The organism is Streptococcus sp. 20925_1_24 (assembly GCF_041432335.1).
GTDB lineage: Bacteria > Bacillota > Bacilli > Lactobacillales > Streptococcaceae > Streptococcus > Streptococcus mitis_BM.
The window spans coordinates 26,219-40,423 of record NZ_JAPVZM010000018.1; the positions used below are offsets into that span (position 1 = coordinate 26,219).

Consider the following 14,205-nt stretch of genomic DNA (forward strand, 5'->3'; position numbering starts at 1 on the left):
ATGAAAAAATATCAGCGTATGCATCTGATTTTTATCAGACAATATATCAAGCAAATCATGGAATACAAGGTGGATTTTGTAGTTGGTGTTCTGGGAGTTTTTCTGACCCAAGGCTTGAACCTCTTGTTTCTCAATGTCATCTTTCAACACATCCCATCCCTAGAAGGTTGGACTTTTCAAGAAATTGCTTTTATCTATGGCTTTTCCTTGATTCCTAAGGGGTTGGACCATCTCTTTTTTGACAATCTCTGGGCACTGGGACAGCGTTTGGTGCGAAAAGGGGAGTTTGACAAGTATCTGACACGTCCTATCAATCCTCTCTTTCATATTTTAGTTGAGACCTTTCAGATTGATGCCTTGGGAGAACTCTTGGTCGGTGGGATCCTACTGGGAACAACAGTGACTAGTATTGCTTGGACTCTTCCAAAATTCCTGCTTTTCCTAGTCTGCATACCATTTGCGACCTTGATTTATACTTCCTTGAAAATTGCGACAGCCAGTATTGCTTTTTGGACCAAGCAGTCAGGCGCCATGATCTACATTTTCTATATGTTTAATGATTTTGCCAAGTATCCAATTTCCATTTACAATTCATTTCTTCGTTGGTTGATTAGCTTTATCGTGCCTTTTGCCTTTACGGCCTACTATCCTGCCAGCTATTTCTTGCAGGACAAGGATGTAATCTTTAACATCGGAGGTTTGATGTTGATTTCCCTTGTCTTTTTTGGTATTTCCCTTAAACTCTGGGACAGGGGCTTGGATTCTTATGAAAGTGCTGGGTCCTAAGATGAAGAAACTCAAAGCCTTGTCTCAGGACAGGCTTTTTCTAATAGAGAAGAAAATTCCTTGACATTTATTCTCAGAGTGCTATATTGTAAGTGTAATCGCCGATTTAGCTTATACTCTTCGAAAATCTCTTCAAACCACGTCAGCTTCGCCTTGCCGTATATATGTGACTGACTTCGTCAGTTCTATCCACAACCTCAAAGCAGTGCTTTGAGCTGACTTCGTCAGTTCTATCTACAACCTAAAAGCAGTGCTTTTAGCAACCTGCGGCTAGCTTCCTAGTTTACTTTTTGATTTTCATTGAGTATCAGTTGGTAGAGCAAGGCACTCGTAAAGTTTAGCTCCTAGGTGAATAAATGCCCGAATATCTGAAAAATTTATATATAAATAACCGTTAAGCCTTATTCTTAGCGGTTATTTATATTGTTTAATAGCGCTGATATTTCATCAATGATGTTTGACTTTGTGATGTTGCTAGTGCTTTAAGTTGATTGCTACTATTTTTGATGGTGTGAATGTGCTTATAATGTATCCCAGTTAACTACGAATTTTTTTGACTTAATCTTATTTTTAATACGTATTAAAAAATAAATTAATGCATGTTAATTTTTCTTGACTTAAATTTTTTTAATTGATATACTATTTTCAGAGAGTTAACAATTATATATAAATGCACTACTCTATTTCCTAGATAATACTTAGTAAAACTTTTTATAACAAAGGCTAGCAAAGTTAAAGTTTTCTATCTATTGGAAGTTAAATAAATATGTAAGGAATTAAAATGAAAAAAAGTACAGTATTGTCATTAACCACAGCTGCAGTTATTTTAGCAGCATATGTCCCTAATGAGGTAATCCTAGCAGATACACCTAATTCTGAAGATTCTTTAAAAATATCTGATAAAGAAAAAGTAGTAGGTAAACAAAACGAAAATAAAGAAAAACTTGAAGATATTCATAATGCTATAGAAACTTCAAAGGATACTGAAGAAAAGAAAACAACAATTATTGAGGAAAAAGAAGTTGTTAGTAAAAATCCTGTAATAGACAATAACACTAGCAATGAAGAAGCAAAAGTCAAAGAAGAAAATTCCAATCAATCCCAAGGAGATAAAGCGGACTCGTCTGCAAGTAAAGACCCAGAAAGTCCCAAAAAAGAGGATAAACTTGTCTATATTGCTGAATTTAAAGATAAAGAATCTGGAGAAAAAGCAATCAAAGAATTATCCAATCTTAAGGATACAAAAGTTTTATATACTTATGATACGGTTTTTAATGGTGTTGCAATAGAAACAACTCCAGATAATTTGGATAAGATTAAACTAATAGAAGGTATCTCATCGGTTGAACGATCACAAAAAGTCCAACCGATGATGAATCATGCCCGAAAGGAAATTGGAGTTGAAGAGGCAATCGATTACCTAAAATCTATCAATGCACCATTTGGGAAAAACTTTGATGGCAGAGGTATGGTTATTTCAAATATCGATACGGGGACAGATTATAGGCATAAGGCTATGAGAATCGATGATGATGCCAAAGACTCAATGAGATTTAAAAAAGAAGACTTAAAGGGTACTGATAAAAATTTCTGGTTGAGTGATAAAATTCCTCATGCTTTCAATTATTATAATGGTGGTAAAATTACTGTAGAAAAAGCTGATGATGGAAGCGATTATTTTGATCCACATGGGATGCATATTGCAGGGATTCTTGCGGGAAATGATACTGAAAAAGATATTAAAAACTTTAACGGAATCGATGGAATTGCTCCTAATGCACAGATCTTCTCTTATAAAATGTACTCTGACGCAGGATCTGGCTTCGCAGGAGATGAAACAATGTTTCATGCTATTGAAGATTCGATCAAACACAATGTCGATGTTGTTTCGGTATCATCAGGCTTTACAGGAACAGGTCTTGTAGGTGAGAAATATTGGGAAGCTATTAGAGCGTTAAGAAAAGCAGGAATTCCAATGGTTGTAGCTACGGGTAACTATGCGACTTCTGCTTCAAGTTCTTCATGGGATTTAGTGGCAAATAATAATCTGAAAATGACCGACACTGGAAATGTAACACGAACTGCAGCACATGAAGATGCGATAGCAGTCGCATCTGCTAAAAATCAAACAGTTGAGTTTGATAAAGTTAACATAGGTGGAGAAAATTTTAAATACAGAAATATAGGGGCCTTTTTCGATAAGAATAAAATCACAACAAATGAAGATGGATCAAAAGCTCCTGATAAATTGAAATTTGTATATATAGGCAAGGGTCAAGACCAAGATTTGATAGGTTTGGATCTTAAGGGCAAAATTGCAGTAATGGATAGAATTTATACAAAGGATTTAAAAAATGCTTTTAAAAGAGCTACGGATAAGGGCGCACGCGCCATTATGGTTGTAAATACTGTAAATTACTACAATAGAGATAATTGGACAGAGCTTCCAGCTATGGGATATGAGGAGGATGAAGGAACTACTAGTCAAGTGTTTTCAATTTCAGGAGATGATGGTGTAAAGCTATGGAACATGATTAACCCTGATAAAAAAACTGAAGTCAAAAGAAATAATAAGGAAGATTTTAAAAATAAATTGGAGCAATACTATCCAATTGATATGGCAAGCTATAATTCTAATAAACCGAATGTAGGTGACGAAAAAGAGATTGACTTTAAGTTTGCACCTGACACAGACAAAGAACTCTATAAAGAAGATATCATAGTTCCAGCAGGGTCTACATCTTGGGGACCGAGAACAGATTTACTTTTAAAGCCTGATGTCTCAGCACCTGGTAAAAATATTAAATCTACTCTTAATGTCATTAATGGGAAATCAACTTATGGTTATATGTCAGGGACTAGTATGGCAACTCCTATCGTGGCAGCTTCTACTGTTTTGATTAGACCAAAGTTAAAGGAAATGCTTGAAAGACCTGCCTTGAAAAATCTTAAGGGAGATGACAAAATAGATCTTACAAGTCTTACAAAAATAGCCCTACAAAATACTGCACGACCTATGATGGATGCGACTTCTTGGAAAGAAAAAAGTCAATACTTTGCATCACCTAGACAACAGGGGGCAGGGCTAATTAATGTTGCCAATGCTTTGAGAAATGAAGTTGTAGCGACTTTCAAAAACACGGATTCTAAAGGTTTGGTAAACTCTTATGGTTCTATTTCTCTTAAAGAAATAAAAGGAGATAAAAAATACTTTACAATTAAGCTTCACAATACATCAAACAGACCTTTAACCTTTAAAGTTTCAGCATCAGCGATAACTACAGATGCTCTAACTGATAGACTAAAACTGGATGAAACATACAAAGACGAAAAATCTCCAGATGGTAAGCAAATTGTTCCAGAAATCCACCCAGAAAAAATCAAAGGAGCAAATATCACATTTGAGCATGATACTTTCACTATAAGCCCAAATTCTAGCTTTGATTTAAATGCGGTTATAAACGTTGGAGAGGCTAAAAATAAAAATAAATTTGTAGAATCATTTATTCATTTTGAGTCAGTGGAAGAAATGGAAGCTCTAAACTCCAATGGGAAGAAAATAAATTTCCAACCTTCTTTATCGATGCCTCTAATGGGATTTGCTGGGAATTGGAACCACGAACCAATTCTTGATAAATGGGCCTGGGAAGAAGGTTCAAAATCAAAAACAATGGAAGGTTATGATGATGATGGTAAACCAAAAATTCCAGGAACCTTAAATAAGGGAATTGGTGGAGAACATGGTATAGATAAATTTAATCCAGCAGGAGTTATACAAAATAGAAAAGATAAAAATACAACATCCCTAGATCAAAATCCAGAATTATTTGCTTTCAATAACGAAGGGATCAACGCACCATCATCAAGTGGTTCTAATATTGCTAAAATTTATCCTTTAGATTCAAATGGAAATCCTCAAGATGCTCAACTTGAGAGAGGATTAACACCTTCTCCACTTGTATTAAGAAGTGCAGAAGAAGGAATGATTTCAATAGTAAATACAAATAAAGAGGGAGAAAATCAAAGAGACTTAAAAGTCATTTCGAGAGAACACTTTGTTAAAGGAATTTTAAACTCTAAAAGAAATGATGCAAAGGGAATCAAATCTTCTAAGCTAAAAGTTTGGGGCGACTTGAAATGGGATGGACTCATCTATAACCCTAGAGGTAGAGAAGAAAATGCACCAGAGAGTAAGGATAACCAAGATCCAGCTACTAGGATAAGAGGTCAATTTGAACCGATTGCAGAAGGTCAATATTTCTATAAATTTAAATATAGATTAACCAAGGATTACCCATGGCAGGTTTCCTATATTCCTGTAAAAATTGATAATACAGCCCCTAAGATTGTTTCTATTGATTTTTCAAATCCTGAAAAAATTAAGCTGATCACAAAGGATACTTATCACAAGGTAAAAGATCAATACAAGAATGAAACTCTATTTGCGAGAGATCAAAAAGAACATCCTGAAAAATTTGACGAGATTGCCAACGAAGTTTGGTATGCTGGCGCCGCTCTGGTTAATGAAGATGGAGAGGTTGAGAAAAATCTTGAAGTAACTTATGCAGGTGAGGGTCAAGGAAGAAACAGAAAACTTGACAAAGATGGAAATACCATTTATGAAATTAATGGTGCAGGAGATTTAAGAGGAAAAATCATTGAAGTCATTGCATTAGATGGTTCTAGCAATTTCACAAAGATTCATAGAATTAAATTTGCTGATCATGCTGATGAAAAGGGGATGATTTCCTATTATCTAGTAGATCCTGATCAAGATTCATCTAAATACCAAAAGCTTGGCGAGATTTCCGAATCTAAATTTAAAAATTTAGAAAATAGAAAAGAGGATAGTCTTAAAAAAGATACAACTGAGGAAGAAAATCATCAAGACAATGAAGAGTCTATCGAAGAAAAATCTAGCTTGACTATTCATAAAACTATTTCAACAATTAGAGAGTTTGAAAGTAAAGACTTGAAGAAACTCATTAAAAAGAAATTTAGAGAAGTTGATGACTTTACAAGTGAAACTGGTAAGAGAACAGAGGAATACGATTATAAATATGATGATAAGGGAAATATCATTGCTTATGACGATGGTAGTGCCTTAGAATATGAAACTGAAAAACTTGACGAAATAAAATCAAAAATTTATGGTGTTCTAAGCCCATCTAAAGATGGACACTTTGAAATTCTTGGAAAGATAAGTAATGTTTCTAAAAATGCCAAGGTATATTATGGTAATAAATATAAATCGATAGAAATCAAAACGACCAAGTATGATTCCCACTCAAAAACGATGATATTTGATTTATACGCTAATATTAATGATATTGTGGATGGATTAGCTTTTTCAGGAGATATGAGATTCTTTGTGAAAGATGATGATCAGATAAAAGCTGAAACGAAGATTAGAATGCCTGAAAAAAATAAGGAAACTAAGACAGAATATCCGTATGCATCAAGTTATGGGAATGTAATAGAATTAGGAGAAGGAGATCTTTCAAAAAACAAACCAAACAATTTAACGGACATGGAATCTGGTAAAATCTATTCTGATTCAGAAAAACAACAATATCTGTTAAAAGATAACATTATTCTAAGAAAAGGCTATGCACTAAAAGTGACTACCTATAATCCTGGAAAAACGGATATGTTAGAAGGAAATGGAGTATATAACAAGGAAGATATAGCAAAAATCCAAAAGACCAATCCTAATCTAAGAGTCCTTTCAGAAAAAATAATTTATGCTGATAGTAGAAATGTTGAAGATGGAAGAAGTACTCAATCAGTATTAATGTCGGCTTTGGACGGCTTTAACATTGTAAGGTATCAAGTGTTTAGATTTAAAATGAACGATAAAGGGGAGGCAATCGATAAAGATGGAAATCTTGTAACAGATCCTTCTAAACTTGTATTATTTGGTAAAGATGATAAAGAGTACACTGGAGAGGATAAGTCCAATGTAGAAGCTATAAAAGAAGATGGCTCTACGTTATTTATTGATGCAAAACCAGTAAACCTTTCAATGGACAAGAACTACTTTAATCCATCTAAATCTAATAAAATTTATGTACGAAATCCAGAATTTTATTTAAGAGGTAAGATTTCTGATAAGGGTGGTTTTAACTGGGAGTTGAGAGTTAATGAATCTGTTGTAGATAATTATTTAATCTACGGAGATTTACACATTGATAACACTAGAGATTTTAACGTTAAGCTTAATGTTAAAGACGGTGACATCATGGACTGGGGAATGAAAGACTATAAAGCAAACGGATTCCCAGATAAGGTAACAGATATGGATGGAAATGTTTATCTTAAAACTGGCTATAGCGATTTGAACGCGAAAGCGGTTGGAGTACACTATCAATTTTTATATGATAATGTTAAACCAGAAGTAAACATTGATCCTAAGGGAAATACTAGTATTGAATATGCTGATGGCAAATCTGTAGTCTTTAACATCAATGATAAAAGAAATAATGGATTCGATGGTGAGATTCAAGACAAACATATTTATGTAAATGGAAAAGAATATAAATCATTTGATGATATTAAACAACTAACAGATAAGACACTAAACATTAAGATTGTTGTAAAAGATTTTGCAAGAAATACGACCGTAAAAGAATTCATTTTAAACAAAGATACGGGAGAGGTGAGCGAATTAAAAGCTCATACGGTGACTGTGACCATTCAAAATGGAAAAGAAATGAGTTCAACGATAGTGTCGGAAGAAGATTTTATTTTACCTGTCTATAAGGGGGAATTAGAAAAAGGCTATCAATTTGATGGCTGGGAAATTTCTGGTGTCGAAGGGAAAAAAGACGCTGGCTATGTTATTAATGTATCAAAAGATACCCTTATAAAACCTGTATTCAAGAAAATAGAGGAGAAAAAGGAGGAGGAAAATAAACCTACTTTTGATGTATCGAAAAAGAAAGATAAGGTGCAAGCAAATCATAGCCAATTAGATGAAAATTACAAAAAGGAGGATTTACAAAGAGAAAATCATTCACACAAATCTGATTCAACTAAGGATGTCACAGCTACAGTTCCTGTAAAAGTAAATTATAGTCAATTAGATGAAAGTCAAAGATCTGATTCAACTGAGGATGTCAAAGTTACAGTTCCTGATGAAAATGATAAAAACTTTGAAAATAAGAAGGAAGTTTATCTTAATGAACCAGAGAACATAGATAATAAACATACCAATATTGATAGTAAATCAACTACTAACAATGATAGGTTGCCAAAAACCGGAACAGTTAGCGAAGTCTTCACGTCATTAGTTGCCGGAATAATGTTTACTGTAGGTGCATTTCTTGGATTGAAGAAAAAAGATCAAGATTAAGACAAAAGCTATAGAAAAATGGTTTGTGTACTGAGATTAGATAGTGTGATGATGAAACAATTTTGTGAAAATAGCCATTTATAACTCAATTATTTAGTTTACTTTACTATTGATACTCTTTTTGGATTTATTAATGGACTTAGTTTTGACAACTAATGAATTGATTGAAAGGGTTAGTATTGACAATATTGGTCATATTAATTAGAAAATAGAGTCTATCAAAATTTAAAGGTTAATGGAGGTGATGAGACAATTTCAAGGAATTAAGTAGCGTTTGGTTGCTTAATTCCTTTTTATTTGGAAGGAAGTTTTTCACCTGCTTCCTTATTTTATTGCTATTATTCAACCACTTAGACCGATATAGAGACCAGATAGGCAAAAGAACTTGTTCTTGAAACTGACCTCTGCTATAATGATTTGTGTAAGGGACGGGAGGCATCAATATCAGATAACTCAAGTTCCTAAAAACGAAATTGGAGATAAAGAAATGAAAAAAATATTGGGGATTGTATTTTTAGTGGCAGCAGCGACAGTATTGTATTTTGGTTCTGTTGGCTGGCCAACTTTGGACATTAACCTCTGGTCATTGATTCCGGTAGGCTTGTTCCTCTTTTTCACTCTAGAGAATCTTTTGAAAAAGGATTACAAGGCTAGTCTGATGTGTTTGATTATTGACTTTATTATTGCGAATGCAATTTTGGACCTTTTGCCAATTTCAAGTGGCTTGGTGATTGGAGCAGGTGTGCTAGCTTGTGTAGGTATTGGCTCTCTATTTCCTGATAAAGAAAATAGGAATTGATGAAAAAGTATATAAAGAAAAAAACACTTCAATCACTGTATTCAGTTTGATTGAGGTGTTTTTGATTTAGTTTTTTATTTCTGAGCCATCAATTCAACAATCATCTCGATATACATGACAAGGATTACTAAGAATCCTGCACGCCAGAAGAATTTGATGAATTTAGGATAGTAAAAGCTACGTTTTTTCAAAAGAAAGAAAAAAACGAGAATAATGGCTAGGAGTGAGAGGGCTAGGCCCAGTCTAGGGAGGAAATTATGGGTAAAGGTTTTAGCTGTAATCAGGTAATACTCAAATACCAAGACTGGAAAGGCCAAATCCGCAAAATTTCGTCCTAGTTTTTTTAATCTAAAAAGTTTGGTTATGATGATGCAGACTACTAAAGTCAGTATCAATAATAAAATAGATGCTAATTTCATTAAAATCATATCCATATTGTATCATAAAAAATTGCTAAAGGAAACGAGAAACAGAGGAATTTATAGGAAAGTCAGGCTTTTGAGATTGTGGGTGATTTTTGTTATAATGAAAGTTATGAAATCTTATAATACCTTGAATGATTATTATCGAAAACTCTTTGGAGAAAAGACCTTTAAAGTCCCTATTGATGCGGGGTTTGACTGTCCCAATCGTGATGGGACTGTGGCTCATGGAGGCTGTACTTTTTGTACAGTTTCAGGTTCTGGAGATGCTATCGTAGCACCGGATGCGCCTATTCGTGAGCAATTTTATAAGGAAATTGACTTTATGCACCGTAAGTGGCCGGATGTTCAGAAGTATCTGGTTTATTTTCAAAATTTTACCAACACCCATGAAAAGGTAGAAATCATCCGAGAGCGCTATGAGCAGGCTATCAATGAGCCAGGTGTGGTAGGAATCAATATCGGAACACGCCCAGACTGTTTACCAGACGAAACCATCGAATATTTGGCTGAGTTGTCGGAGCGAATGCATGTGACGGTTGAATTGGGCTTGCAGACCACTTATGAAACAACCTCTGACCTGATTAACCGTGCCCACTCTTATGAGTTGTACGTGGAGACGGTCAAGCGTTTGAGAAAGTATCCCAAGATTGAGATTGTTTCCCATCTTATTAATGGCTTGCCTGGTGAAACCTATGAGATGATGATTGAAAATGTCCGTCGCTGTGTCACGGATAACGATATTCAAGGGATTAAACTGCATTTGCTCCATCTTATGACAAATACTCGTATGCAACGAGATTACCACGAAGGACGTTTACAGTTGATGAGTCAGGACGAATATGTTAAGGTCATCTGTGATCAACTGGAAATCATTCCCAAGCATATCGTTATCCATCGAATCACAGGAGATGCACCTAGAGATATGCTGATTGGGCCTATGTGGAGCCTCAATAAATGGGAAGTGCTAAATGCTATTGAAACTGAAATGCGACGTCGTGGAAGTGTTCAAGGATGCAAGGCTGTAAAACAGGAGTTTGAAAATGAAAAGACCACTTGAGATGGCACATGATTTTTTGGCTGAAGTAGTTACAAAAGAGGATATCGTAGTGGATGCGACTATGGGAAATGGCCATGACACGCTTTTTCTGGCCAAGCTAGCCAAGCAAGTCTATGCTTTTGATATTCAGGAGCAAGCCTTGGAAAAGACGCAAGAACGTTTGGACCAGGCTGGACTGACAAATGCCCAGTTAATCGTGCAAGGCCATGAGACACTGGACCAGTTTGTGACAGAAGCCAAGGCAGGGATTTTTAATCTGGGCTATCTGCCATCAGCTGACAAGTCTGTCATCACCAAACCACAGACAACGATTGAAGCATTAGAAAAGCTGTGTGCCTTACTTGTCAAAGGTGGACGGATTGCCATTATGATCTACTATGGGCATGAAGGAGGCGACCTTGAGAAAGATGCTGTCTTGGATTTTGTCAGTCAGTTGAACCAACAAGAGTACACAGTTGCAATTTACCGAACTTTAAACCAAGTCAATAATCCACCATTTTTAGTAATGATTGAAAAATTAGAGAGATATAGACATGGATAAACAATACCTACGTGAAAAGCTGGATGCCATGCGCCAGAATTTTGTTGAATCAACCCACCACGAACGAGCGGTGGGTGTGTTAGACCAAGCACATATGAGCAAAAAAATGCTTAAAATCAAGAAAAAATTAGTTGCTCTTGAAATGGAACGGTGCCAGAGAAAAATTGAGCACAAGGATTGTTCCAAGATTGACCAAAAAATCAAAGAGCAGAAGGAGATATTTGAATCCTGTTGTAAAAAAGATTAAGGAGGTCGTGCGTGGAATTACTGATTTACCTCATCCTATTTTTACTGGTCTTGATTGTCTCAAGTACAACCAATAAGCTCCTGCCCTTTTTGCCTCTTCCTTTGGTGCAAATTCTTTTGGGAATCGTGATTGGTCTCTTTTTACCCAATACCGACTTTCATCTCAATACAGAGTTGTTTTTGGCCCTGGTTATCGGGCCCTTGCTTTTCCGAGAGTCGGAGGAAGCGGATATTACAGCTATTTTAAAACACTGGCGAATCATTGTCTATCTCATATTTCCAGTGATTTTCATCTCGACCCTGAGTTTGGGTGGTTTGGCCCATCTTCTTTGGCTGGGTCTTCCCTTGGCGGCTTGCTTGGCTGTTGGGGCAGCCCTTGGGCCTACGGATTTGGTGGCCTTTGCCTCTCTTTCGGAGCGGTTTAGCTTTCCTAAGCGCGTGTCCAATATTCTTAAAGGTGAAGGACTCTTGAATGATGCTTCTGGCTTGGTTGCCTTTCAGGTAGCCTTGACAGCTTGGACAACTGGGGCCTTTTCCCTTGGGCAAGCTAGTAGTTCGCTCATCTTTTCAATCCTAGGCGGTTTTTTAATTGGATTTTTAACAGCCATGACCAACCGGTTCCTCCATAGTTTCTTACTTAGTGTACGAGCAACGGATATTGCCAGCGAACTTTTATTAGAATTGAGTTTGCCCCTGGTGACCTTCTTTCTGGCAGAAGAAGTCCACGTTTCAGGGATTATTGCCGTCGTGGTTGCTGGTATTTTAAAGGCAAGCCGTTTTAAGAAGATTACGCTACTCGAAGCCCAAGTGGATACGGTGACCGAGACGGTCTGGCATACAGTGAATTTTATGCTAAACGGTTCTGTCTTTGTGATTTTAGGGATGGAGTTGGAAATGATAGCAGAACCTATCTTGACCAATCCAATCTATAATCCCTTACTTTTATTGGTATCTCTTATAGCCCTTACCTTTGTCCTCTTTGCTATTCGTTTTGTCATGATCTATGGCTATTATGCCTACAGAACACGACGCCTCAAGAAAAAGCTAAATAAGTATATGAAGGACATGCTTCTTTTGACCTTCTCAGGTGTCAAGGGAACCGTGTCGATTGCTACGATTCTTCTGATACCAAGTGATTTAGAACAGAAGTATCCTCTCTTACTTTTCCTTGTCGCAGGTGTGACGCTGGTAAGCTTTTTAACCGGTCTCTTGGTCTTGCCTCATCTTTCTGATGAACAGGAAGAAAGCAAGGACTATCTCATGCATATCGCCATTTTGAATGAAGTAACGCTAGAGTTGGAAAAAGAGTTGGAAGACACTAAAAATAAACTTCCCCTTTATGCGGCTATTGACAATTATCATGGACGAATAGAGAACCTTATCCTGAATCAAGAAAACAAGGGGGCTCAAGAAGACTGGGAGGCCTTGAAACTTCTCATCCTCAGTATTGAGAGTGATGGATTGGAACAGGCTTACGAAGAGGACAAGATGAGTGAGCGTGCCTATCGAGTCTACCAACGTTATTTGAAAAACATGGAACAAAGTATCAATCGCAAGTTTGCTTCACGATTGACCTATTATTTCCTTGTTTCCTTGCGGATTTTACGTTTTCTCCTTCACGAAGTCTTTACCTTTGGTAAGACCTTCCGCAGTTGGAAAAATGAAGAATCACAGAAACTCAGAGCCCTTGACTATGACCAAATTGCAGAGCTCTATCTAGAAAACACAGAGATGATTATCGAAAGTTTGGAGAACCTTAAAGGGGTTTATAAGAGTTCCTTGATTAGCTTCATGCAGGATTCTCGTCTCCGTGAAACAGCTATTATCACTAGTGGTGCCTTTGTCGAACGGGTTATCAATCGTGTTAAGCCCAACAATATCGATGAAATGCTGAGAGGGTATTACTTAGAGCGCAAGTTGATTTTCGAATATGAAGAGAAACGATTGATTACAACCAAGTATGCCAAGAAGTTACGACAAAATGTCAATAACTTAGAGAACTATTCCTTGAAGGAAGCTGCCAATACCCTGCCTTATGATATGATGGAATTGGTAAGAAGAAATTAATCAAGATTATAAGTGAAGGAGTATGACATGAAGAAGTGGTGGAAAGAGCTGATAGACAAGCCTCTATTAAAAGCCTTTTTGCATTATTATCAAACCTCAGATAGTGAGTTGACCAGTGTCGCAGTTGCCTACTATTGGTTGATTTCAATTTTCCCCCTGCTTTTGGTGGTGGTCAATATCCTTCCTTATTTTCAAATTCCAGTTTCTAATTTTTTAAAGGTTGTCAATGAATTCTTGCCCGATACCATGTATGATGTGGTGGCAAAGATTATTACAGAAGTGCTGACCCAACCTTCAACGGGCTTATTGAGTTTTGCAGTTTTGTCAGCCCTATGGACCTTTTCAAAATCCATGAATTTTCTACAGAAAGCCTTTAATAAAGCTTACGGAGTTGCAAAAAATCGTGGGATGATTTCCCATCAGCTCATGAGTTTGTTTGTCAGTTTTGGCTTGCAGATTCTCTTTGCCTTGGCTCTATTTTTGAGTGTTTTTGGTCGCATGCTCCTCAACCTTATCAAAAGTTACTGGAAATCAGATAGTCTCCTATTTGATTTTCTGCAAGACCTAACAGGTCCCTTGGTCTATGCCTTGATTTTTGCCATCCTGGTCATGCTTTATTATTTCCTGCCCAATGTTAAGGTGCGACGAATTCACTATGTATTGCCAGGTAGTGCCTTTGTCTTGTTGACTCTGGTTTTCCTACTCAATATCTTTTCAGTCTATGTTAACAACTATGTCAATCACCTTGTGGACGTGCGTTTTTTCAGTTCCATTGTCGTGGTGGTCATGATGTTCTGGTTTATTCTCATCGCTAAGATTTTAATTGTCGGCGCGGTTATCAATGCCAGTGTCCAGAGTTTGAAAGATCCGAGCTTTAGAATAAATTAACTCATTTTTTATCCATAGCAAAACGCATACTATCAAGTTTTT

The 14,205-nt window shown here is 36.4% G+C and carries 9 protein-coding genes; 8 read left to right on the forward strand and 1 reads right to left on the reverse strand.

Going from position 1 to position 14,205, the window contains the following annotated elements:
• From O3650_RS08920 to O3650_RS08930, 3 genes are all read left to right on the forward strand, one after another.
• The gene (locus tag O3650_RS08920) at positions 1-786 is read left to right on the forward strand and encodes an ABC transporter permease (protein ID WP_084925846.1); all 786 of its coding nucleotides are present in this window, start codon (positions 1-3) and stop codon (positions 784-786) included.
• 781 nt (positions 787-1,567) lie between these two features.
• A complete protein-coding gene (locus O3650_RS08925) occupies positions 1,568-8,140 on the forward strand; it encodes a S8 family serine peptidase (RefSeq protein ID WP_371491958.1) in 6,573 nt (2,190 codons plus the stop codon).
• 487 nt (positions 8,141-8,627) lie between these two features.
• Positions 8,628-8,939 (forward strand): hypothetical protein, encoded by a 312-nt coding sequence (locus O3650_RS08930; protein ID WP_101785919.1) that lies wholly within the window; start codon positions 8,628-8,630, stop codon positions 8,937-8,939.
• 74 nt (positions 8,940-9,013) lie between these two features.
• Here O3650_RS08930 and O3650_RS08935 read toward each other — a convergent pair whose 3' ends face one another.
• Positions 9,014-9,373: a DUF3397 family protein gene (locus tag O3650_RS08935; RefSeq protein WP_101785921.1), complete on the reverse strand. Its 360-nt coding sequence runs from the start codon at positions 9,371-9,373 to the stop codon at positions 9,014-9,016.
• A gap of 91 nt (positions 9,374-9,464) precedes the next feature.
• Here O3650_RS08935 and O3650_RS08940 point away from each other — a divergent pair, with 91 nt between their 5' ends.
• Genes O3650_RS08940 through O3650_RS08960 form a run of 5 tightly spaced genes read left to right on the forward strand, consistent with a single transcriptional unit; the run spans position 9,465 to position 14,163 of the window.
• Complete coding sequence (locus O3650_RS08940; protein WP_101785922.1) at positions 9,465-10,421, forward strand: TIGR01212 family radical SAM protein; 957 nt, start codon at positions 9,465-9,467, stop codon at positions 10,419-10,421.
• Entirely contained in the window at positions 10,405-10,962 is a 558-nt protein-coding gene (locus tag O3650_RS08945) for a class I SAM-dependent methyltransferase (RefSeq protein ID WP_371491960.1), read from the forward strand. Before O3650_RS08940 ends, O3650_RS08945 begins: the two co-directional genes overlap by 17 nt.
• Positions 10,955-11,209: a hypothetical protein gene (locus O3650_RS08950; protein WP_000361085.1), complete on the forward strand. Its 255-nt coding sequence runs from the start codon at positions 10,955-10,957 to the stop codon at positions 11,207-11,209. The genes O3650_RS08945 and O3650_RS08950 overlap by 8 nt, the downstream gene beginning before the upstream one ends.
• An 11-nt stretch (positions 11,210-11,220) precedes the next feature.
• The gene (locus O3650_RS08955) at positions 11,221-13,275 is read left to right on the forward strand and encodes a sodium:proton antiporter (RefSeq protein ID WP_261053802.1); all 2,055 of its coding nucleotides are present in this window, start codon (positions 11,221-11,223) and stop codon (positions 13,273-13,275) included.
• Positions 13,276-13,302: 27 nt separating this feature from the next.
• Positions 13,303-14,163 carry a YihY/virulence factor BrkB family protein gene (locus O3650_RS08960; RefSeq protein ID WP_371491964.1) on the forward strand — a complete coding sequence of 287 codons (861 nt, stop codon included), beginning with the start codon at positions 13,303-13,305 and terminating at the stop codon, positions 14,161-14,163.
• The last annotated feature ends 42 nt before the right edge of the window (positions 14,164-14,205 follow it).